At 69.4% G+C, this 19,502-nt stretch carries 24 protein-coding genes; 13 read left to right on the forward strand and 11 right to left on the reverse strand.

Annotation, left to right across the window (positions count from 1 at the left end; genetic code table 11):
* Positions 1 to 3: 3 nt before the first annotated feature.
* The 5 genes from ACFWV3_RS38650 to ACFWV3_RS38670 all read right to left on the reverse strand — a co-directional run bounded on the left by ACFWV3_RS38650 (position 4) and on the right by ACFWV3_RS38670 (position 4,909).
* A complete protein-coding gene (locus ACFWV3_RS38650) occupies positions 4 to 1,128 on the reverse strand; it encodes an LLM class flavin-dependent oxidoreductase (RefSeq protein ID WP_382418892.1) in 1,125 nt (374 codons plus the stop codon).
* Positions 1,125 to 2,099 carry an ABC transporter substrate-binding protein gene (locus tag ACFWV3_RS38655; protein ID WP_382418893.1) on the reverse strand — a complete coding sequence of 325 codons (975 nt, stop codon included), beginning with the start codon at positions 2,097 to 2,099 and terminating at the stop codon, positions 1,125 to 1,127. Before ACFWV3_RS38655 ends, ACFWV3_RS38650 begins: the two co-directional genes overlap by 4 nt.
* Complete coding sequence (locus tag ACFWV3_RS38660; protein WP_382418894.1) at positions 2,083 to 2,784, reverse strand: ABC transporter ATP-binding protein; 702 nt, start codon at positions 2,782 to 2,784, stop codon at positions 2,083 to 2,085. Before ACFWV3_RS38660 ends, ACFWV3_RS38655 begins: the two co-directional genes overlap by 17 nt.
* Complete coding sequence (locus tag ACFWV3_RS38665) at positions 2,769 to 3,536, reverse strand: ABC transporter permease (protein ID WP_382418895.1); 768 nt, start codon at positions 3,534 to 3,536, stop codon at positions 2,769 to 2,771. Before ACFWV3_RS38665 ends, ACFWV3_RS38660 begins: the two co-directional genes overlap by 16 nt.
* Before the next feature lie 83 nt (positions 3,537 to 3,619).
* Complete coding sequence (locus ACFWV3_RS38670; RefSeq protein ID WP_382418896.1) at positions 3,620 to 4,909, reverse strand: adenylosuccinate synthase; 1,290 nt, start codon at positions 4,907 to 4,909, stop codon at positions 3,620 to 3,622.
* Between the two features lie 110 nt (positions 4,910 to 5,019).
* Between ACFWV3_RS38670 and ACFWV3_RS38675 the strand changes: the two genes are divergently transcribed.
* The 3 genes from ACFWV3_RS38675 to ACFWV3_RS38685 all read left to right on the forward strand — a co-directional run bounded on the left by ACFWV3_RS38675 (position 5,020) and on the right by ACFWV3_RS38685 (position 6,634).
* Positions 5,020 to 5,628, forward strand: a complete 609-nt coding sequence (locus ACFWV3_RS38675; protein ID WP_382418897.1) for a hypothetical protein — start codon at positions 5,020 to 5,022, stop codon at positions 5,626 to 5,628.
* A 125-nt stretch (positions 5,629 to 5,753) separates the two neighbouring features.
* On the forward strand, positions 5,754 to 6,383 hold the full coding sequence (locus ACFWV3_RS38680; RefSeq protein ID WP_382418934.1) for an HNH endonuclease family protein: 630 nt from the start codon (positions 5,754 to 5,756) through the stop codon (positions 6,381 to 6,383).
* Positions 6,383 to 6,634: a hypothetical protein gene (locus ACFWV3_RS38685; protein ID WP_325521055.1), complete on the forward strand. Its 252-nt coding sequence runs from the start codon at positions 6,383 to 6,385 to the stop codon at positions 6,632 to 6,634. The genes ACFWV3_RS38680 and ACFWV3_RS38685 overlap by 1 nt, the downstream gene beginning before the upstream one ends.
* Here ACFWV3_RS38685 and ACFWV3_RS38690 read toward each other — a convergent pair.
* Both ACFWV3_RS38690 and ACFWV3_RS38695 read right to left on the reverse strand, forming a co-directional pair.
* Positions 6,543 to 7,703: an aromatic acid exporter family protein gene (locus ACFWV3_RS38690; RefSeq protein ID WP_382418898.1), complete on the reverse strand. Its 1,161-nt coding sequence runs from the start codon at positions 7,701 to 7,703 to the stop codon at positions 6,543 to 6,545. The two genes, ACFWV3_RS38685 and ACFWV3_RS38690, sit on opposite strands and share 92 nt — an antisense overlap.
* Positions 7,704 to 8,137: 434 nt before the next feature.
* Positions 8,138 to 8,548 (reverse strand): DUF3151 domain-containing protein, encoded by a 411-nt coding sequence (locus ACFWV3_RS38695; RefSeq protein ID WP_382418899.1) that lies wholly within the window; start codon positions 8,546 to 8,548, stop codon positions 8,138 to 8,140.
* Positions 8,549 to 8,798: 250 nt separating this feature from the next.
* On the opposite strand from ACFWV3_RS38695, the gene ACFWV3_RS38700 reads away from it, so the two are divergent.
* A complete protein-coding gene (locus ACFWV3_RS38700; RefSeq protein ID WP_382418900.1) occupies positions 8,799 to 9,914 on the forward strand; it encodes a hypothetical protein in 1,116 nt (371 codons plus the stop codon).
* Here ACFWV3_RS38700 and ACFWV3_RS38705 read toward each other — a convergent pair.
* On the reverse strand, positions 9,907 to 10,272 hold the full coding sequence (locus tag ACFWV3_RS38705) for a winged helix-turn-helix transcriptional regulator (RefSeq protein ID WP_382418901.1): 366 nt from the start codon (positions 10,270 to 10,272) through the stop codon (positions 9,907 to 9,909). The genes ACFWV3_RS38700 and ACFWV3_RS38705 overlap by 8 nt on opposite strands.
* An 84-nt stretch (positions 10,273 to 10,356) precedes the next feature.
* Here ACFWV3_RS38705 and ACFWV3_RS38710 point away from each other — a divergent pair, with 84 nt between their 5' ends.
* Entirely contained in the window at positions 10,357 to 11,196 is an 840-nt protein-coding gene (locus ACFWV3_RS38710; RefSeq protein WP_382418902.1) for an SDR family oxidoreductase, read from the forward strand.
* A 51-nt stretch (positions 11,197 to 11,247) separates the two neighbouring features.
* On the opposite strand, the gene fbaA is transcribed toward ACFWV3_RS38710, so the two are convergent.
* Together fbaA and ACFWV3_RS38720 are read right to left on the reverse strand one after the other, a co-directional pair.
* A complete protein-coding gene (gene fbaA / locus ACFWV3_RS38715) occupies positions 11,248 to 12,282 on the reverse strand; it encodes a class II fructose-bisphosphate aldolase (RefSeq protein WP_382418903.1) in 1,035 nt (344 codons plus the stop codon).
* A gap of 55 nt (positions 12,283 to 12,337) precedes the next feature.
* Positions 12,338 to 13,132, reverse strand: a complete 795-nt coding sequence (locus ACFWV3_RS38720) for an LLM class F420-dependent oxidoreductase (RefSeq protein ID WP_382418904.1) — start codon at positions 13,130 to 13,132, stop codon at positions 12,338 to 12,340.
* Positions 13,133 to 13,161: 29 nt separating this feature from the next.
* Here ACFWV3_RS38720 and ACFWV3_RS38725 point away from each other — a divergent pair, with 29 nt between their 5' ends.
* From ACFWV3_RS38725 to ACFWV3_RS38735, 3 genes are all read left to right on the forward strand, one after another.
* A complete protein-coding gene (locus tag ACFWV3_RS38725) occupies positions 13,162 to 13,446 on the forward strand; it encodes a DUF427 domain-containing protein (protein ID WP_382418905.1) in 285 nt (94 codons plus the stop codon).
* A gap of 80 nt (positions 13,447 to 13,526) precedes the next feature.
* The gene (locus ACFWV3_RS38730; RefSeq protein ID WP_382418906.1) at positions 13,527 to 14,453 is read left to right on the forward strand and encodes an aldo/keto reductase; all 927 of its coding nucleotides are present in this window, start codon (positions 13,527 to 13,529) and stop codon (positions 14,451 to 14,453) included.
* Positions 14,454 to 14,497: 44 nt separating this feature from the next.
* On the forward strand, positions 14,498 to 15,349 hold the full coding sequence (locus ACFWV3_RS38735) for an SDR family oxidoreductase (RefSeq protein WP_382418907.1): 852 nt from the start codon (positions 14,498 to 14,500) through the stop codon (positions 15,347 to 15,349).
* Positions 15,350 to 15,481: 132 nt separating this feature from the next.
* Here the strand turns inward: ACFWV3_RS38735 and ACFWV3_RS38740 are convergent, their stop codons facing one another.
* Positions 15,482 to 15,757: a YciI family protein gene (locus tag ACFWV3_RS38740; RefSeq protein ID WP_382418908.1), complete on the reverse strand. Its 276-nt coding sequence runs from the start codon at positions 15,755 to 15,757 to the stop codon at positions 15,482 to 15,484.
* Positions 15,758 to 15,797: 40 nt separating this feature from the next.
* On the opposite strand from ACFWV3_RS38740, the gene ACFWV3_RS38745 reads away from it, so the two are divergent.
* From ACFWV3_RS38745 to ACFWV3_RS38765, 5 genes are all read left to right on the forward strand, one after another.
* Positions 15,798 to 16,361 (forward strand): SigE family RNA polymerase sigma factor, encoded by a 564-nt coding sequence (locus ACFWV3_RS38745; protein ID WP_382418909.1) that lies wholly within the window; start codon positions 15,798 to 15,800, stop codon positions 16,359 to 16,361.
* Between the two features lie 141 nt (positions 16,362 to 16,502).
* Positions 16,503 to 17,411 carry an ROK family protein gene (locus ACFWV3_RS38750; RefSeq protein ID WP_382418910.1) on the forward strand — a complete coding sequence of 303 codons (909 nt, stop codon included), beginning with the start codon at positions 16,503 to 16,505 and terminating at the stop codon, positions 17,409 to 17,411.
* A complete protein-coding gene (nagA, locus tag ACFWV3_RS38755; protein ID WP_382418911.1) occupies positions 17,411 to 18,562 on the forward strand; it encodes an N-acetylglucosamine-6-phosphate deacetylase in 1,152 nt (383 codons plus the stop codon). Before ACFWV3_RS38750 ends, nagA begins: the two co-directional genes overlap by 1 nt.
* A 4-nt stretch (positions 18,563 to 18,566) precedes the next feature.
* On the forward strand, positions 18,567 to 18,761 hold the full coding sequence (locus ACFWV3_RS38760) for a hypothetical protein (protein WP_382418912.1): 195 nt from the start codon (positions 18,567 to 18,569) through the stop codon (positions 18,759 to 18,761).
* Positions 18,762 to 18,778: 17 nt separating this feature from the next.
* Complete coding sequence (locus ACFWV3_RS38765) at positions 18,779 to 19,501, forward strand: DedA family protein (RefSeq protein ID WP_382418913.1); 723 nt, start codon at positions 18,779 to 18,781, stop codon at positions 19,499 to 19,501.
* Position 19,502: the final 1 nt, after the last annotated feature.

Below are 19,502 nucleotides of genomic sequence, written 5' to 3' on the forward strand. Positions count from 1 at the left end.
AAATCAAACGCCGGTCAGAGCAAGCGTGCGGTCCCCGTCGAGCAGCCCGCGCTGCTTCAGCAGGGGCCGCACGCCCTCGCCGAACCAGTACGCCTCCTCCAGGTGCGGGTAGCCGGAGAGCACGAACTCCTCGATGCCGATGGAGTGGTACTCCTCGATCAGGTCGGCGACCTCGGAGTGCGAGCCCACCAACGCCGTTCCCGCACCGCCACGCACCAGACCGACGCCCGCCCACAGGTTCGGGTAGATCTCCAGCCCGCGCACGCCACGGCTGAGATCGCCGCCGTGCAACGCCACCATCCGTTGCTGCCCCACGGACTCCGACGCGCCGAGCTGAGCCTGCGCCTTCGCCACCGCTTCGGGGTCGAGCGCGTCGAGCAGCTTCGCGGCCGCCTCCCACGCCTCCGCCGACGTGTCCCGGCTGATGGTGTGCAGCCGGATGCCGAACCGGATCGGCCGGTCCGTCAACGCCCGCACGCGCGCGATCTTCGCCGCTACGTCGGCCGGCGGCTCGCCCCAGGTCAGGTACACGTCGGCGCGGGCGGCGGCCACCGGCAGAGCGGCGTCCGACGATCCGCCGAAGTAGATCGGCGGCACCGGGTCCGGCGGCGCGAGCACGGTCGCGTCCTGCACCTGGTAGTGCTGACCTTGGAACGTGTACGGCTTGCCGGTCCAGATCCCGCGCACGATCTGCAGGAACTCGTCGGTACGCGAGTAGCGCTGGTCGTGGTCGAGCCAGTCGCCGAACCGTTGCTGCTCAACGGAGTCGCCGCCGGTCACGACGTTCAGCAGCAACCGGCCGCGGGAGATCCGCTGGTACGTCGAGGCCATCTGCGCGGCGAGCGTCGGCGACAGCACGCCTGGCCGGAACGCCACCAGGAACTTCAGCGTCTTCGTCTGCGCGATCAACGCGGACGTCGTCAGCCACGCGTCCTCGCACCACGTCCCGGTCGGCGTCAGCACGCCGGTGAACCCGACCTGCTCGGCCGTGCGCGCGATCTGCGCCAGGTAGTCGATGTCCGGCTCGCGGCGGGCGCCCGCGGCCGGGGCGCGGTTGGCGTGGAAGTGCTCCACGACCGTGCGCCCGTCGCCGGACGTCGGCAGGAACCAGTGCAGCGTGATGCTCATGCGAGATCTCCCTGGAACCGGGTGTCCACGAACTTCGCGAAGTCGACCTTGCCGGGCAACGTCTTGTCCTCGGTGAACGCGTCCGCGAGCTGCTGCTCCGACTTGATCACCGTGTCGTCCAGCTTCACCGGCAGGTCACCGCCCCGCTGCACGGCGGCGAGCGCCACCTCGTACTTCAGGCCGGTCTCCGCGGACCACGCCTTGGCCCACTCCTCGCGGTGCTCGTCGGCCCACTTCTGCGCCTTGTAGTACCGGATCAGGTACTCCTTGATCGCGGCGACCTTCCCCTTGTCCTCCAACGCCTTCTTGCCGGCGACCTGGAAGCCGTAGCCGTTCGCGGTGCCCTTGCCGTCGGCGAGGACGCGCGCACCGGCCTCCTTCTCGGCCTGCGCGGTGTAGGGGTCCCAGGTCGCCCACGCGTCGACCTTGCCCTGGGTGAAGGCGCCGTAGGCGTCGGCGGGCTGCAGGAAGTTCAGCGTCACGTCCTTGGTCGTGAGGCCGGCCGCGCGCAGGGTCGTGAGGATCTGCCCGTGCGCCGAGCTCCCCTTGGCGACGGCGATGCTCTTGCCCTTGAGGTCCGCCACCGTCTTCAGCGGCGAGCTCGCGGGCACCAGGATCGCGTCGCTGTCCACGTTGCCCTGGGACGAGCCGACCGCGGCGATCTTCGCGTTCGCGGCGGCGGCGAAGATCGGCGGCGTGTTCCCGACACCGCCGACGTCGATCGCGCCGGCCGAGGCGGCCTCCAGCAGGGGCGGGCCCGAGGTGAAGGTCGACCACTCCAGCTTGTGGGGGAAGTCGTTCAGCAGACCGGCGGCGGTCAGCAGCGACTTCGCGCCGCCCTTCTGGTCGCCGACCTTCAGCACGACGTCGGCGGCCGGGGTGTCCTGCGACTGCGTGGCCGTCGAACAGCCGGTGGTGAACAGGATCGCGGCGAGCAGGGTGAGCCAGCTCCGGCTATGCGGCTTCTTCAACGTCCACTCCCAGGTCGGCGAGCACGCGGGTGCGTTGCTCCACAACGGAGGCCCGGCGGCGCGGGCGGGGCAGGTCGACGTGGTGCGTGGCGACGATCCGGCCCCCGTCGAGCACGAGGACCCGGTCGGCCAGCAGCAACGCCTCGTCGACGTCGTGCGTCACGAGCAGCACGGCGGGCTTGTGCCGGTCCCACAGGTCTTCCACCAGGTGGTGCATGGCGAGCCTGGTCAACGCGTCCAGCGCGCCGAACGGTTCGTCGAGCAGCAGCACGTCCGGCTCGCGCACCAAGGCGCGGGCGAGCGAGACCCGTTGCGCCTCACCGCCGGACAGCGTGAGCGGCCACGCGTCGGCGTGACCGGCCAGCCGCACCTCCTCCAGCGCCTTCAACGCCACCGCGCGGCCGTCGGGCTTGTGCAGGCCGAGGGAGATGTTGCGCCAGACCTTGCGCCACGGCAGCAGGCGCGGCTGCTGGAACGCGATCGACACCGTGCCGTCGACCCGCGCCTCACCGGTGACCTCCCGGTCCAGGCCCGCGAGGATGCGCAGCAACGTCGACTTCCCGCAGCCGCTGCGGCCGAGCAGGGCGACGAACTCGCCGGGAGCGATCTCCAGGTCGATGTCGTCGAGAACCGTTCGCGCACCGAAAGCCTTGCTCAGTCCGCGCACGCTCACCGGGCTCGCCATCGCAGCACTCTCCTTTCCAGCAACCGGACCAGCGCGTCCGTCGAGAGTCCGAGGAGCGCGTAGACCACGAGACCGACGACCACGACGTCGGTGCGGAGGAACTCACGGGCGTTGTTGATCAGATAGCCGAGCCCGGAGTCGGCGTTGATCTGCTCGCCGACGATCAGCGACAGCCACGCGGTGCCGAGCGCGATCCGCAGTCCCACCAGGGTCTGCGGCACGGCGGAGGGCAGCACGACGTGCACGATCCGTTCGTAGCGGCTGTAACCGAGCGCGCGGGCGGCCTCGACGAGACCGGGATCGGTCTGCCGGATTCCGGCGTGCAGGTTGAGGTAGAGGGGGAAGGCGACACCGGCCGCGACGAGCGCGAGCTTCGGTTCCTCGCCGATGCCGAACCACAGGATGAACAACGGGATCAGGCCGAGGTGCGGAAGTGTGCGCAACATCTGGACAGGCGGGTCCAGCAGCGTCTCGCCCCACCGGGAAAGGCCGGAAACAAGGCCGAGAACGACTCCGACCAGGCCGCCGATGAGAAATCCGAAGAAAACCCGGCCCAGCGAAACCAGAAATGCGTCGATCAATTGGCCGTCGGCGATCAGCTCACCGGCGGACTGCGCGACGGTCAGCGGGGAAGCCAGTTTCTCCGGCGGCAGCACACCGGTTGAGCTGGCGGTTTGCCACAGCAGGACCAGCGCCACCGGGCTGATCCAGCGCACCGGCAGCGTGGTTTTCCGAGCAAGCGAAAGGGCCACGGTGCCGAATTACAGGCGAGCCGTGGCCCTTCGTCAACGACGCCCAAATCGTGAAAATGCGTCGTACTTCGAGATAGTCTGGGTCAGCCGAGAACGTCGTGCCGGACGATGGTCTGGTCGCGGCCGGGACCGACGCCGATCGCCGACACGCGGGCACCGCTGATGCTCTCCAGGTACTCGACGTAGGAGCGCGCGTTGGCCGGCAGCTCCTCGAACGAGCGGCACGCCGAGATGTCCTCGAACCAGCCCGGCAGCTCCTCGTACACCGGCACGGCGTGGTGCACGTCGGTCTGCGTCATCGGCATCTCGTCGACCCGGCGACCGTCCACTTCGTACCCGACGCAGACCGGCACCTTCTCCAGGCCCGACAACACGTCCAGCTTGGTGAGGAAGTAGTCGGTGATGCCGTTGACGCGCGAGGCGTAGCGGGCGATCACGGCGTCGAACCAGCCGGTGCGACGCGACCGGCCCGTGGTGACGCCGAACTCGCCGCCCTGCTTGCGCAGGAACTCGCCCATGTCGTCGTTCAGCTCGGTCGGGAACGGACCGGAGCCCACGCGGGTCGTGTAGGCCTTCAGGATGCCGATCACGGTGTTGATCCGCGTCGGGCCGACACCGGATCCCACGGCCGCGCCGCCCGACGTCGGGTTCGACGACGTGACGAACGGGTAGGTGCCGTGGTCGACGTCGAGCAGGGTGCCCTGCGAGCCCTCCAGCAGCACGATCTCGTCGCGGTCGAGCGCCTGGTTGAGCAGCAGGCGGGTGTCGGCGATGCGGTGCACGAAGTGCTGGCCGCGCTCCAGGACCTGGTCGACGACCTGCTCGGGGTCGAGCGCCTTGCGGTTGTAGACCTTGACCAGCACCTGGTTCTTGAAGTCCAGGGCGGCCTCGACCTTCTGCCGCAGGATCTTCTCGTCCAGCAGGTCCTGCGCGCGGACGCCGACGCGGGCGAGCTTGTCCTGGTAGGCGGGGCCGATGCCGCGGCCGGTCGTGCCGATCTTCGCCTTGCCCAGGTAGCGCTCGGTCACCTTGTCGATGGCCACGTGGTACGGCATGATCAAGTGCGCGTCGGACGAGATCAGCAGGCTGCTGGTGTCGACGTTCTTCTCCTCCAGGCCCGCGAGCTCCTCGAGCAGCACGCCGGGGTCGACCACGACGCCGTTGCCGATCACGTTCTTCACGCCGGGTGTGAGGATGCCGGACGGGATGAGGTGGAGGGCGAACTTCTGGCCGTCCGGGAGGACCACGGTGTGACCCGCGTTGTTGCCGCCCTGGTAGCGGACGATCCACTGGACACGCTCACCGAGGATGTCGGTGGCCTTCCCCTTGCCCTCATCGCCCCACTGGGCACCGATCAGCACGACGGCCGGCATGTGAAACTCCAAGCGCTTGGACTGGTTCGAGCGAACGCCGGTAAGCGAGGGTAGACCAGGAGATGACCGTGCACGGAATCGTGTTGGCCTGCGGAAACACGCAGTCGCCAATGATCACTCAACGTGACGACGTCCACGTCGTCCCGTCCCGCCCCGGCAAGGACCACGTCGACCCCTTCCTGGACGCGGAACGGCTCGTCGTCGTGGGCACGGACGCCGACCTCGCGGCGGTCGCGGTCCGGTTGCTGCGCAAGGAGAAGCTCGGCTCGGTAGCGCTCGGTTACGTGCCCACCGGCGAGTCCGCGGTGGCCGCGCTCTGGGGCCTCTCGACGAACCAGGAACGCGCGCTGGACGTCGCCCTGAACGGTGACGTGGATCCCGTCCCGTTCGTGCGCGACGACGTCGGCGGTGTCCTCATGGGACTCGGCGTGCTGTCGCCCGTTCGTGGCGTCGGCTACAGCGACGCGGACAACGTGCTGCGCGGGCAGGCGTCGCGGATCGAGTGCACGCCCGACACCGAGGGCGGGCTGGGGCTCGTCGTCAGGATCGTCAACAGGCGCCTGATCGGGTCCAAGGTCAAGGAGAGCCGCCCGCGCGCGTTCCAGCTCGGCTGCCTGCCCACCACCGCCGTGCTGGACGGCCACAAGCACCCGCGGGCCGTCGACAAGTGGACCTGGTACCGCCACACCGAGGACCTGAGGCTCGTTCGAGGCGTGTGAGCATTGTCTTGAGGGACTATCTGTCAACTTGTAATTCGTCAGAGTGTCACTCGAAGGCATTGCCTAATTCCAGAGTGTGACTGAGGGTGGATCCCGATCACTTTCCAACGAGGAAGGTCGGGATGATGTCACAAGTTCAACGGATCATTGGTGTGGCGGTCACCGCGGTGGCTCTCACCATTGGTTTCGTTTCCCCTGCACTCGCGACACCACCGAACATCCCCAGCACTGCCACGGCCAAGTCGGAATTGGCCGGTCTCACCGTGCGCGCGGACGGCTCGATGACGGGCTATTCGCGCGACAAGTTCCCCCACTGGATCACCCAGTCGGGCACCTGCAACACCCGCGAGGCCGTGCTGAAGCGCGACGGCACGAACGTGGTGACCGACTCGTCGTGCGCCGCCACCTCGGGCCGCTGGTTCTCGCCCTACGACGGCGCGACCTGGACCGCGGCCTCCGACCTGGACATCGACCACGTCGTGCCCCTCGCGGCCGCCTGGAGGTCCGGGGCCGCGTCCTGGACGACCGCGCAGCGCCAGTCGTTCGCCAACGACATGTCCGGCCCGCAGCTGATCGCGGTCACCGACAACGTGAACCAGGCCAAGGGCGACCAGACGCCGGCGACGTGGAAGCCTCCGCTGACGTCGTACTGGTGCACCTACGCGAAGATGTGGGTACACACCAAGTACCGCTGGAGCCTCAGCGTGAACTCGGCGGAGAAGACCGAACTGACGGGCATGCTCGGAAGGTGCTGATGGCGTCCCACTCCTCGCTCTTCGTGGCGGGCCCCGGCGGCGTGATGACCGACGAGGTCGGCGTCGTCACCGGCGACCTCGAGCTGTGCACGGAACTCTCCGACGACGGGAAGCTGCGCGCACTGGTTCGCTACGAGGGCGCGGAGGAGTGGTACGCGATCACGGGCGGTTCGTGCGCCCTGGCGGATCCTCAGGACCACGAACAGGTCCACTCCCTGCTGCTGGGGATCCTGAACCGGCCGGAGGGCTGAGCGGCGGCAACGCCTCCATCGCCTCACCCCGGCTGAGTCCGGTCGACTGCAGCAGGTCCACTGCGATGCTGCGGATCTGCGCCAGCACGACCTTGGACGAGAACCCGTCCCCACCGAGACGCCGCGCGGTGAGCTGGCGCGCGGCGTCCCGCACGACCTCCCGCGTCCCGCTGGGCTCCTTGCCCTTCTCCAGCTCGCCCTTGAGACAGTCGACGGCGTCCGCGTAGCTCTTCAACACCTCGGGCACGCCGTCCGGGATCTGCTCGTCAGCCTTGAGCGCCGCCATGGTCCGCCGCGCCAGCACCCGCGTGTTCCGAATCGCGTAGTCCACCGGCCCTGCCGCCGTGTGATACCGGCTGAGCTCGTCCTTGGACCGCCACCGGATAGGCGCGATCTTCGTGATCTCACTACCGGTCTGCAACGCCGACTTGTAGGCGTCGATCGTGTCCTGGCTGGTCCGCAACTCGGCCAGCACCCCGGCCGCCTTGACCGCGTCCTTCTCGTCCAACGCGTCGGCAAGATTCCGCAACGCCCCGCTCAACGTGTTCGTCAACGCCTTCAACTGCCGCTGCGCCACCGTGATCGGGTTCGCGGGAATGAGCGCCGCCACAGCCAGCCCGACCAGGCCGCCGGTCAAGGCGTCGATCATCCGGTCGAACCCGCCACCGGCACTGGGCGGCAGCAACGTGGCCACCAGAACCGCACTGCTCCCGGCCTGCAACGCGATGACCGTGCCGCCGTCGAGCAGCACCGCCGTCGACATCGCGAGGGCGACGACCAGCGCGATCTGCCACGGCCCGCTGCCGATCCAGCCGATCAGGGCGTCGCCCACCCCGACACCCACGGACACGCCGACGACGAGCTCACCGACCCGCCGCAGCCGCTGCCCCAACGAGACACCGAGGCAGACGACAGCGGCGATCGGCGCGAAGAACGGGTGCTCGTGCCCGATCACGAGGGTCGCGAAGACCCACGCCAGTCCCGCGGACAGTGCACATTGGACGATCGGCAGCGCGGCCCCGCGCCACCGCGTCAGCCCACGCCCGACCGCGTCCCGAACAGCACCCACGCTCCACCCGCCTCCACACGCGCTCGGCCAGTCTGCCCCACCACGACCAGCCGAAGCCGAAGGCAAGGCGAGCGCCCTTGGCCTTTGAGCGCAGCTCTCTGCGGTGGGGTCCCCGTCACGAGTCGCGCCACAGCTCTCGCTGCACGCGAGGAGGGGTGTCAAGCGGGCACGCTTTTCGCCCGCTTGACACCCCTCCTCGCGTGTGGCCAGCTCCTGGTGCGACTCGTGACGGGGACCCCACCGCAACGCAACCAAACTAAGAAACCGGCAGCCGCCCAAAGCACCAGGCGTGCCATCAACCCGCCGAGGGCGCTGGGCCCCCGATCAGATTGCCGGGGGTTCGGGGGCAGAGCCCCTGAGGGAAAGCACGCAACCGCAATCTCGCCGCCCGCAAGGCAACCACCCGCGAGAGTCGCGACTCGTCCAAGCGCGGCTCAGACCAGGCCGAGCGCAGCCGGAGCCTTGGGGTCCGAGTCAGCGAGGAACGTGCTGCACCGCTCCCACTCCTCGTCCTCCCCGATCTCCCGAGCAGCCCGAGCCAACGCCCCCAACGCCCGCAAGAACCCCTGGTTGGGCCGGTGGTCCCACGGCACGGGCCCGAACCCCTTCCACCCGGCCCGACGCAACTGGTCAAGCCCCCGGTGGTACCCGGTACGCGCATACGCGTAGGCGGCAACCGGGTCGCCGGCGTGCAGCGAACGCTCAGCCAGCAACGCCCAGGCCTCGGAAAAGTCCGGATAGGCCCGCACGATCTTGGCGGGATCGGTGCCACCGTCCGCGGCGGCCTGCGCCTCGGGGCGGTCGGGAAGGCGGGTCGGCTCTGGCCCCAGGAGGTTCTCAACCATGCGGCTCATCCAACCGCATGAGTCCCGCTCAGGAGATGAAGACCGTCATGACCGTGGCCACAACACCCAGCGCCAACGCGGTGACGATCACGGCCGCGACCAACTTCCTGCCCATGGCCGTGCATGCTGCCGCGCTGGGCCGATCAGATCAACGTGGTTCACCCGGTCGTGCACACGAATTGACAACATCAGGGTAAAACCAGGGTGGATTCGACTTCCTGATAGGTGAACACCGGCTCATGATGTGCGGATGATTCAGGGGGCAAGGCAGTTCCGGGACCAGTACTGGGAGCGGGGCGTTCCGGGCAGGGAGACACCGGCGACGCTCACGAAGCAGCTCTACCGGCTGTGGCTCGTCGGACTGCTCCTCAAGCTGATCGGCTCGTCGTGGGACGTGTCGTGGCACTTCAAGTGGCTGCGCGACGACCTGGCGCCGCCGCATCTGATCAACACGGTCGGCACGGTCATCGTGGTGGCGCTGACGCTGTTCCACACGTTCACCGGGTACGGCGTCGACAAGCTGACGTTGCGGCTCATGCAGATCGGGTGCGGAATCTTCCTCGTCGCCCTGCCGATCGACATCATCAACCACCGCATCAACGGGCTCGACATCACGTCGTGGAGTGGTTCACACGCGCTGCTCTACCTCGGCACGGCGGTGATGCTCGCCGGCGCGATCCGCGGGTGGATGAAGTACTTCCCCGAGGGCAACGCGCGCACGTTCGGTCTCGTCGCGTTGTGGTTCTTCTTCCTGGAGAACGTCTGGTTCCCCAACCAGCACCAGGAGTACGGCGTGCGCGCGTTGCAGGCCTGGGACAACGGCAAGCCCGAGGCCGAGCCGATCCTGCTGCAGTTCGCCGCCGACCAGCTCGGCGTGCCGGTCGGGCGGGAGGCGGTCGTGCACTTCGCGCTGCCGATCGCGGACTGGGTCTACCCGGTGTGGGGGCTCGTCGCGGCGGCGATCGTGCTGGTCATCGCGCGGCGCACGATCGACCGGCCGTGGGCGGCCACCGCCGTCGTGGGCGGGTACGTCGCGTACCGGTGCCTGATCTGGCCGCTGCTCGCGGGCATCGACTTCCCGAAGTCCGCCGTGCCGTTCTTCCTGGTCCTCGTGGGGCTCGCGATCGACGCGGCGCACGCGGTGAAGATGCCCACGCCGGCCGCGGCCCTGCTGGGGTCGGCGGCCGTCACGACGGTCGGGTACGTCGGCATCTGGTTCCAGCAGGAGTACCTGTGGGGTCCGCCGATCGCGTTCGCGTCGGCGGCGGTCACGGCCGTGCTGCTGGCGGTGCTGTGGACGGTCGGGGACATGGTGATCCACCGGCCGGAGGCGCAGATGATCGCGTCCCGGCTGAAGCTCAGCTGACGGGCTTCAACCGCCGGGTGATCCGGTCGAGGAGGTCGGTCAGCGACTCGCCGACCTCCTGGCCGAACTCGGTCAGCCCGTAGGTGACCTGGGGCGGGTTCGTCGGTTCGACCCGCCGCCAGACGAGGCCGTCGTCGACGAGCCCGCGCAGGGTCTGGGAGAGCATCTTCTCGCTGATGCCGCGGATGCTCTCCCGCAGCTCGAAGAACCTCAGGTCGTTGCTCCCCAGCGAGATCAGCACCCACACACCCCACCTGCTGGTGACGTGGTCGACCATCTCGCGGGCCGGGCAGTCGGTGTGAAACACCTCATACCGCCGGTCCGCCTCGTCCTGGGTGATCTGCGCGCCTCCTGCCACGTACGGAGCTTACGTCGAGGTACGTCCTTACGAAAGGTAAGCCCGGTTCCTACCGTCGTCCGCACATCGACGAAGGAGCTGTTCATGATCGTGGTGACGGGGGCGACCGGGAACATCGGTCGACCGCTGACGAGGGCACTGGCGGCCGCGGGCGAGCAGGTGACGGCGGTGTCGCGGAACCCGGCGGAGGTGCCGGACGGCGTCCGGCACGTGGTGGCCGACCTGAGCGACCCGAAGAGCCTCGCACCGGCGCTGACCGGGGCGAAGTCGTTGTTCCTGCTGCTGTCCGGCGACCTGCACGCCGCGGGGTCGAACCCCGCGGACACGGTCCGGCTGGCGGCGGACCACGGGGTGCGCCGGGTCGTGCTGCTGTCCACGCTGGGCGTCGTGACCAGGCCGTTCGGGCCGACGCGGATCATGATGAGCGCGCTCGAGGGCGAGGTGCGGGACTCCGGGCTGGACTGGGCGGTCCTGCGGCCGGGCGGTTTCGCGTCGAACGCCCTGTGGTGGGCGGAGTCGGTCCGCCGGCACGGGCTCGTCGCCGCGCCGTTCGGGGACGTCGGGGTGCCCGTGGTCGACCCGGCGGACATCGCCGACGTCGCGGCCGCGTGCCTGCTGGACGACCGGCACAGCGAAGGCGTCTACGAGCTCACCGGCCCGCAGGTGGTCACGCCGCGCGAGCAGGCGGCTGCGCTCGCCGAGGTGCTGGGCACGCCGGTGCGGTTCCACGAGTTCACGCGCGCCGAGGCCAAGGCCGGGATGGTCAAGATGATGCCGGGCGAGCTCGCGGACGACACGCTGGACATCCTCGGTGCTCCGACGCCGGACGAGGTGCGGGTCAGGCCGGACGTGGAGCAGGTGCTCGGCAGGGCGCCGCGCTCGTTCGCGGACTGGGCCCGCCGCCACGTCGAGGCTTTCCGCTGAGAAACGAGAAGGCCCCGGCACGCGTGCCGGGGCCTTCGCCGTTCAGCCTGCTCAGCCCGCGATCATGCGGCCCGACGACTTGAGGTGCTCGCACGCCGAGGCGATGCGGGCGGCCATGGCCTGCTCGGCGGCCTTGAGGTAGCTGCGCGGGTCGTAGGCCTTCTTGTTGCCGACCTCGCCGTCGATCTTCAGCACGCCGTCGTAGTTGGCGAACATGTGCGCCGCGATCGGACGGGTGAACGCGTACTGCGTGTCCGTGTCGATGTTCATCTTGATGACGCCGTACGACACGGCCTCGTGGATCTCCTCGAGCAGCGAGCCGGAGCCGCCGTGGAAGACCAGGTCGAACGGCTTCGAGCCGGCCGGGAGGCCGAGCTTCTCCGCCACGACGTCCTGACCCTGCTTGAGGATCTCGGGGCGCAGCTTGACGTTGCCCGGCTTGTAGACGCCGTGGACGTTGCCGAACGTCGCGGCGAGGAGGTAGCGGCCCTTCTCACCGGCGCCGAGCGCCTGCACGGTCTTCAGGTAGTCCTCGGGCGTCGTGTAGAGCTTGTCGTTGATCTCGTTGTCGACGCCGTCCTCCTCGCCACCGACGACGCCGACCTCGATCTCGAGGACGAGCTTGGCCTTGGCGGAGAGGTCGAGCAGCTCGCTCGCGATCTGGAGGTTCTCCTCCAGCGGCACGGCGGAGCCGTCCCACATGTGCGACTGGAAGAGCGGGTTGCCGCCCTTGTCCACCCGCTCCTGGCTGATCGCGATCAGCGGCCGCACGTACCCGTCGAGCTTGTCCTTCGGGCAGTGGTCGGTGTGCAGCGCGATGTTGACCGGGTACTTCGCGGCCACGACGTGCGCGTACTCGGCGAGCGCCACGGCGCCGGTCACCATGTCCTTGACCTTGGTGCCCGAGGCGAACTCGGCACCGCCGGTCGAGACCTGGATGATGCCGTCGCTCTCAGCCTCGGCGAAGCCGCGCAGAGCCGCGTTGAGCGTCTCCGACGACGTGACGTTGATGGCGGGGTAGGCGAACTCGTTCGCCTTGGCCCGGTCCAGCATCTCCGCGTAGACCTCGGGAGTTGCGATGGGCATCGGTGGTCCTCCTCAGGCGCCCTGACGGGTGTCGACCGCATCCTACGAGGCCGGGTCACGACCCCAACGCGGTGGCCAGCTCGGCATAGTGCCCGTTCAGGGACTGGATGGCCACGTGGTCGGCGCCCGCGGCCAGGTGGGCGCGCAGCTTCTCGGCCACCTGGCCGGGGTTACCGTGCGGTACGAGTGCATCGATCAAGTCGTCGGAGCCGCGATCCGCGACGTCCTCCTCGGTGAAACCCCAGCGCAACCAGTTGCTCGTGTAGTTGGTGAGCTCGAAGTAGTACGCCAGCCGCTCGCGCGCGATCCTGCGCGCCTCAGCCGGGTCCTCCTCGACCACGACGGTGACTTCGGGTGCGAGGAGCTTGTCCGGCCCGAGGACTTCGCGCGCGTTCGCCGTGTGCTGGACGGGGACGAGGTACGGGTGTGCGCCCAGCGTGCGTTTGGCGGCGAGCTTGAGCACCTTCGGCCCGAGCGCGGCGAGAACGATCTTGTCCGCGGGGACGCCGCTCAGCCGGTCGAGGTAGTTCGTGAGCTTGCCGTACGGCTTCTCGTAGGCCTGGTCGATCTGCCGGTGCCCGACCCCGACGCCCAGCACGAGCCGGTCGCTGTCGATGCGCGCGAAGGAGCGGGCGAGCTCCTCCGGCTCGGACTGCCAGACGTTCACGACGCCGGTGGCGACGGTCAGCGACTCGGTCGCCCACACCAGGCTCTCCGCGAAATCCAGGTCCACCGGCGGCGAACCGCCGAGCCAGAACGTGCCGAACCCCAGCCGTTCGAGCTCCACGACCTCCTCCACCGACCAGTTGTGCTCCGTGCCCCACACGCCGAAAGTTCCGAAAGTCGTCACGCTCCGAGCGTGGGGGCATAGTGGATGACATGGCAACCGCACGGTGGAACGGCAAGGTCATCGCCTCGAGCGACGACACGGTGATCGTCGAAGGCAACCACTACTTCCCGCTCGACGCGGTGGACCCGGACGTGCTGAAGGCGTCGGACCACACGTCGGTCTGCCCGTGGAAGGGCACCGCGAACTACTTCTCGCTGCAGGTCGACGACGCGGAGAACCGCGACGCGGCCTGGTACTACGCCGAGCCGAAGGAGGCAGCGGCGGAGATCAAGGGGCGGGTCGCGTTCTGGAAGGGCGTGGAGATCACGGCTTGACGCCACGGGTCGGCCGTCCACCCCCTGGACGGCCGCTCCGCCGTCGTGTCCTCCCGCCCGTGACGAACTACCGTTCAGGCATGGGGATCTTGAGCAGCACCGATCTGGACGTCTCCCGCCTCTGCCTCGGCGGCAACGTGTTCGGCTGGACCGCCGGCGAGGACCAGTCGTTCGCCGTCCTCGACGCCTACGCGGCCGCGGGCGGCAACTTCGTCGACACCGCCGACGCCTACTCGGCCTGGGCCGAGGGGAACTCCGGCGGCGAGTCGGAGACCATCGTCGGCCGGTGGCTGGCCAAGCGCGCCGACCGCGACCGGATCGTCGTCGCCACCAAGGTCGGCATGCTGACCCGGTTCGACAACCAGAAGCGCGACACGGTCCTGACCGGCGCCGAGCGGTCGTTGAAGCGGCTCGGCCTCGACCACATCGACCTCTACTACAACCACCGCGACGACCTGGACACGCCGCTCGAGGAGACCCTCGCCGCGTACGACCAGCTCGTCCGCGAGGGCAAGGTCCGCTACGTCGCCGCCTCCAACTTCTCCGCCGAACGCCTGGCGGAGGCGCTGGCGATCCAGGAGCGCGAGGGGTTCGCGAAGTTCGTGGCGTTGCAGCCCGAGTACAACCTGGTCAGCCGCGCCAAGTTCGAGGGCGCGCTGCAGCGGACGGTGGCCGAGCACGGGCTGGCGACGCTGCCGTACTCGTCGCTCGCCAAGGGGTTCCTGAGCGGCAAGTACCGGCCCGGCGTCAAGGTCGAGAGCGTCCGCGCCCAGGCAGCCTCGCAGTACCTCGACGAGCACGGCCTCACGGTCCTCGAAGTGCTCGACGAGCTGGCCGAGACGCACGCGACGACGGTGTCCGCGGTCGCCCTCGCGTGGCTCGCGCAGCAGCCCACGGTCGCGGCGCCGATCGCGTCCGCGCGGACGTTGGAGCAGCTCAACGACCTGCTGCCGGTCCTCGACCTCGAACTCGCCCAGGACGAGGTCGACCGGCTCAGCGCAATTTAACTTGCCAGTAGCTTACTGCGAGTAGGTTGAGTTACCGTGACGGCATGGACGTCACGGGCAAGGTGGTACTGATCACCGGCGCGGCCAGGGGCATCGGCGCCGAGGTGGCGAGGCAGCTGGCGGCGCGCGGGGCTCGTCTCGCGCTCGTCGGGCTCGAGAAAGCCCAGCTCGACGAGGTGGCGGCGCAGACCGGTGGCAAGGCGTGGGAAGCCGATGTCACCGACTGGGACGCGCTCGACCGCGTCACGAACGAGGTCGCCGAGCACTTCGGGCGCATCGACGTCGTGGTCGCGAACGCGGGCATCGCGGCCACCGGCTTCGTGCGCTCGATGGACCCCAAGGCGTTCGAACGGGTCATCGAGGTCAACCTGCTCGGCGTGTGGCGCACGGTCCGCACGACGCTGCCGCACCTCGTCAAGAGCCGCGGCTACTGCCTGGTCGTGTCGTCGCTCGCGGCGATCGTCCACATCCCCGGCAACGCGGCCTACTCGGCGGCCAAGGCCGGCAGCGAGGCGTTCGCGGACAGCCTCCGCGCCGAGGTCAGGCACCTCGGGGTCGGTGTCGGCACCGCGTACTTCTCGTGGATCGCCACGGACATGGTCAACAGCGCCGACGAGCACCCCGTGTTCGGGAAGCTGCGGCAGGGCATGCCGGGACTGGCGAGCAAGAAGTACCCGGTCCGCACCGTCGGGCGGGCCGTGGTCAGGGGCATCGAGAAGCGGTCGAAGGCGGTCCACGTCCCCGGCTGGGTCGGCGCTCTGAAGTACTTCCGCGCGTTCACGCCGCTGGTCGTGGACCGCCAGGCGGTCGAGGAGGTGGCCGACGCCGACCGGCAGATGGCCGCGAACGACACATCGGGCCTGGTAGGACCAGGCGGCCGAGCAGCGGATCGCTGACCGCGAGTCCGTGTCGGTCGTCCGGTCAACCGCTCGTGCGCGAAATCGGCGAAGCCCATTTCGCGCACGAGCGATTCGGCCGGACGACCGACCTCAGGACGGACTCGCCGCCGCGCCGGAGGCGCGGCCATGTCACAGCCAAGAGCCCATCAGGACGTTCCACTCGCGGATGCGCCACTCCACGACGCCGGCCGGCGTGTACGGGTCGGCGGCGATGATCTCCTTCACCGCGGCCTCGTCGGCCGCCTCGTAGATGATCAACGCACCGGTGTCGTCCGCGTAGGGGCCGGACACCAGGAGCACGCCCTTCTCGACGAGCGAGGCGAGGTACTCGCGGTGCGCGGGACGTACCGCGAGACGCTTCTCGTTATCGGGACCGAACACCAATTCGACTGCAAAGCGGGCCATGCGACCACCGTAGCGACGGTGACCGGTACCGTCCTACCTTGTGGTTGGCGACGAAACACCGCGCACCGTGCAGGACACCCTGACCAACCTGCGAATCAAGGACGGCGTCGCAGGACCTCCCACAGGGCCGCTCACGCTCGAAGACCTGTACAAGCAGCACCGCATGCGCCTGATCAGGCTCGCGCTGCTGCTCGTGGACGAGCCCGCGACAGCCGAGGACGTGGTGCAGGAGGCCTTCACCGGCCTGCACCGCAACTGGAAGGGCCTGCGCGACGCACAGGCCGCCGTGGGCTACCTCCGCACCGCCGTGGTCAACGGCTCGCGCAGCGTGCTGCGCCGCCGCAAGACCGCGCGCGACTACACACCGCCGCACGTCGCGAACGCGCGGTCGGCCGAGTCGCTCGCGATGCTGACGGCGGAGCACCAGGCCGTGGTCAAGGCGTTGCAGCAGCTGCCTCCGCGCCAGCGCGAGGTGCTCGTGCTGCGCTACTACGGCGACCTGTCCGAGGCCGAGATCGCCGAGGCCACCGGCATCTCGAAGGGCACCGTGAAGTCGACGGCGTCCCGTGCCCTCGACGCCCTCCAGAAGATCATGGCTGGCTGACGGCCACCGGCAGCGAGCTCCGCGGTTTCCCCAGCTGACGCCGTTTTGCCCGATGCGGGCGGTTTCAGCTCGTAGGAACGCGCGCCCAATCCGGTGCTTGGTATAGACCAATAGCCCTCTCATGCCGCAGGATCAGTCCCCGTGGCACGCAGACACGTGGTCGCCGTCGACATCGGTGGCACCGAAACCAAGGCGGCTCTGGTCACCGGCACCTCGGACGAGGTGGCGGCCCAGAAGCACGCGCGCAGGGCGACTCCGACCGAGCTGGAGCCCCTGCTCGCCGTGATCGCCGAGCTCGTCGAGGAGCTCAGCGGCGCCTCGGAGCACGAGATCGACGCCGTCGGCGTCGTGGCGCCGGGCATCGTGGACGAGGCCACCGGCGTCGGCGTGTACACGGCCAACCTGCCGTGGAGCGGGTTCCCGTTCAGCACCGTCCTGACCGAGCGGCTCGGCGTGCCCACCGCGTTCGGCCACGACGTGCGCGCGGCGGGCCTGGCCGAGTGCCGCATGGGTGCCGCCAAGGACCTGCGCAACGCCGTGATCATGCCCATCGGCACGGGGATCGCCGGTGCGCTGCTGCTCGACGGCAAGATCTTCAGCGCCGGCGGCTTCGCGGGCGAGATCGGACACGTGAACGTCGGCCACGGCGAGCCTTGCGCCTGTGGCCAGATCGGCTGCGTGGAGACGGTGGCGTCCTCCGCGGCGATCGCCCGCCGGTACACCGCACGTACCGGCACCCCCGTCAACGGCGCCGCCGAGGTCGCACGCAGGGTGCGCGACGGGGAGCAGGACGCCGTGGCCGTGTGGCACGAGGCCGTGGACGCGCTGGCCAGGGGGATCCTGGTGCTGGCGACGCTGCTCGGCCCCGAGGCCGTCGTGCTCGGCGGTGGGCTCGCACTCGCAGGAGACCTGCTGGTGGAGCCCCTGGAGAAGAGGCTGGACGGGCTGATCGCCTTCCAGCGCCGACCGGAGCTGCGGCTCGCGGCGCTCGGCGACGAGGCGGGCTTCCTCGGCGCGGCGCTGCTGGCCATCGACACGCTGGAGGCGTGATGAGCACGTGGGGTGGACCTGTCGACGTGACCCTGACCAACGGTCGGGTCGTCACGCCGGACGGGGTGCTCGAGAACGGGTGGGTCAGCGTCAGGGACGGCCGGATCGTCGCGGTCGGCGACGGCGTCGCGCCGGACGGCCCGACCACCGACGTCGGCGGCGGCACGGTCGTGCCGGGCTTCGTCGACATCCACTGCCACGGCGGTGGCGGCGACGCGTTCACCAGCAGCGACCCGGTGAAGATCCGCAAGGCGGCCGCCGCGCACCGCAGGCACGGCACGACGACGATGCTGGCCTCGCTGGTCTCGCGCCCGGTCCCGGAGCTGGCCGACCAGGTGTCCGCGCTGGCCGAGCTGGTCCAGGAGGGCGTCGTCGCGGGCATCCACCTGGAGGGCCCGTTCCTGTCCGCCGCCCGCTGTGGCGCACACGACCCGGCGATCCTGTGCCCGCCGGAGCAGACCGCGGTGACGAAGCTGCTCGACGCGGGCAAGGGCACCGTCCGGATGATCACCGTCGCGCCCGAGCTGGAGGGCGCGGTCCAGGCCGTGCGCCAGCTGGTCGACAACAACGTCATCGCCGCCATCGGCCACACCGACGCGACGGAGGCGCAGGTCCGGCCGGCCGTCGACGCCGGCGCCTCGGTCGCGACGCACCTGTTCAACGGCATGCGCCCGTTGCACCACCGCGAACCGGGCCCGATCGGCGCGCTGCTCGACGACGAACGCGTCACCGTCGAGCTCATCTGCGACCTCGTGCACCTGCACCCGACCGCGGTCCGCCTCGCCGCCCGGCACGCCGGCCTCCAGCGCACCGTCCTGATCACCGACGCCATCGCGGCGGCCGGTGTCGGTGACGGCGTGTACGACGTCGGCGGGCTCGAAGTGCGCGTCGTCGACGGCGTGCCGACGCTGGCCGGTGGCGCCGCGCTGGCAGGCAGCACGCTCACGATGGACGTGGCGTTCCGCAACGCCGTCAACTCGTGCGGGCTGTCGCTCGTGGAGGCCGCGTACGCCACGTCGACCCGCGGCGCGGAGCTCCTCGGCCTCGACACGGGCAAGCTCCAGGCGGGCTGTGCGGCCGACCTCGTCGTGCTGGATGCAGAATTGAAGCCGAAGGACGTGTTGGTCAGGGGCGAGTGGGTCAAGGACTAGGTGCATGGCGGACGATCCGGAACGGTTGGTGACCGACGCCTTGAGAGCGCAGGCGACCAGCACGAATGCCGGATTTGCCGCACATGTCCCAATTGCTGACGAGCGTCCGGCACCCATGTCCGCGTGGTGGGTGCTGGGCCTCGCGCTGCTGTTGGGCCTGGCAGCGGGCACGGTGGCCGCAGTGATCACGCTCAGCTGACCTGTACCGTTGGGCGCGTGACTGTTGCATTGGGCCCTGACTGGCTGGACCCCACCGTTCTGCTGAACGGGCTCGGCCCGTACATGCTCATCGGGCTGTGCCTCATCATCTTCGCGGAGTGCGGGCTGCTCGTCGGCTTCTTCCTGCCGGGCGACTCGCTGCTGTTCACGGCGGGTCTGTTCGTCGCCGCGGGCACCATCGACACACCGCTCTGGCTCGTCTGCGCGCTCCTGACGATCTGCGCGTTCATCGGCAACGTCGCCGGCTACTACATCGGCGCGAAGGCCGGCCCTGCGCTGTTCAGCAAGCCGGAGTCGAAGATCTTCAAGAAGGAGTACGTCGACAAGACGCAGGAGTTCTTCGACAAGTACGGCGCCCGCGCCATCGTGCTCGCCCGGTTCGTGCCGATCGTGCGCACGTTCATCACGGCGATGGCCGGCGTGGGCAGGATGGACCCGAAGAAGTACTTCACCTACTCCGCGATCGGCGGCGTGGCGTGGGCCGCGGGTCTGACGATCCTCGGCTACTTCCTCGGCCAGGTCACCTTCATCAGGGAGAACCTGGAGATCACGCTGATCGCCATCGTCCTGCTGTCGGTCGTGCCGATCATCATCGAGGTGATCAAGGCGCGCAAGGAGAAGAAGGCGCTGCTGGAGACCGAGGCCGACGACATCACGCAGGTGATGGAGGCCCAGGTCCAGGACGACTCGACGCAGATCATCCCGCGCGTCGAACGCTGAC

The organism is Lentzea sp. NPDC059081, assembly GCF_042738015.1.
Classification (GTDB): domain Bacteria; phylum Actinomycetota; class Actinomycetes; order Mycobacteriales; family Pseudonocardiaceae; genus Lentzea.

Coding starts and splice junctions, on each gene's coding strand:
- ACFWV3_RS38650 (WP_382418892.1), bottom strand. CDS start 1,128: ATGAGCATCACGCTGCACTGGTTCCTGCCGACGTCCGGCGACGGGCGC.
- ACFWV3_RS38660 (WP_382418894.1), bottom strand. CDS start 2,784: ATGGCGAGCCCGGTGAGCGTGCGCGGACTGAGCAAGGCTTTCGGTGCG.
- ACFWV3_RS38670 (WP_382418896.1), bottom strand. CDS start 4,909: ATGCCGGCCGTCGTGCTGATCGGTGCCCAGTGGGGCGATGAGGGCAAG.
- ACFWV3_RS38675 (WP_382418897.1), top strand. CDS start 5,020: ATGATCACTCAACGTGACGACGTCCACGTCGTCCCGTCCCGCCCCGGC.
- ACFWV3_RS38680 (WP_382418934.1), top strand. CDS start 5,754: ATGTCACAAGTTCAACGGATCATTGGTGTGGCGGTCACCGCGGTGGCT.
- ACFWV3_RS38685 (WP_325521055.1), top strand. CDS start 6,383: ATGGCGTCCCACTCCTCGCTCTTCGTGGCGGGCCCCGGCGGCGTGATG.
- ACFWV3_RS38695 (WP_382418899.1), bottom strand. CDS start 8,548: ATGGTTGAGAACCTCCTGGGGCCAGAGCCGACCCGCCTTCCCGACCGC.
- ACFWV3_RS38700 (WP_382418900.1), top strand. CDS start 8,799: ATGATTCAGGGGGCAAGGCAGTTCCGGGACCAGTACTGGGAGCGGGGC.
- ACFWV3_RS38710 (WP_382418902.1), top strand. CDS start 10,357: ATGATCGTGGTGACGGGGGCGACCGGGAACATCGGTCGACCGCTGACG.
- fbaA (WP_382418903.1), bottom strand. CDS start 12,282: ATGCCCATCGCAACTCCCGAGGTCTACGCGGAGATGCTGGACCGGGCC.
- ACFWV3_RS38725 (WP_382418905.1), top strand. CDS start 13,162: ATGGCAACCGCACGGTGGAACGGCAAGGTCATCGCCTCGAGCGACGAC.
- ACFWV3_RS38730 (WP_382418906.1), top strand. CDS start 13,527: ATGGGGATCTTGAGCAGCACCGATCTGGACGTCTCCCGCCTCTGCCTC.
- ACFWV3_RS38735 (WP_382418907.1), top strand. CDS start 14,498: ATGGACGTCACGGGCAAGGTGGTACTGATCACCGGCGCGGCCAGGGGC.
- ACFWV3_RS38740 (WP_382418908.1), bottom strand. CDS start 15,757: ATGGCCCGCTTTGCAGTCGAATTGGTGTTCGGTCCCGATAACGAGAAG.
- nagA (WP_382418911.1), top strand. CDS start 17,411: ATGAGCACGTGGGGTGGACCTGTCGACGTGACCCTGACCAACGGTCGG.
- ACFWV3_RS38760 (WP_382418912.1), top strand. CDS start 18,567: ATGGCGGACGATCCGGAACGGTTGGTGACCGACGCCTTGAGAGCGCAG.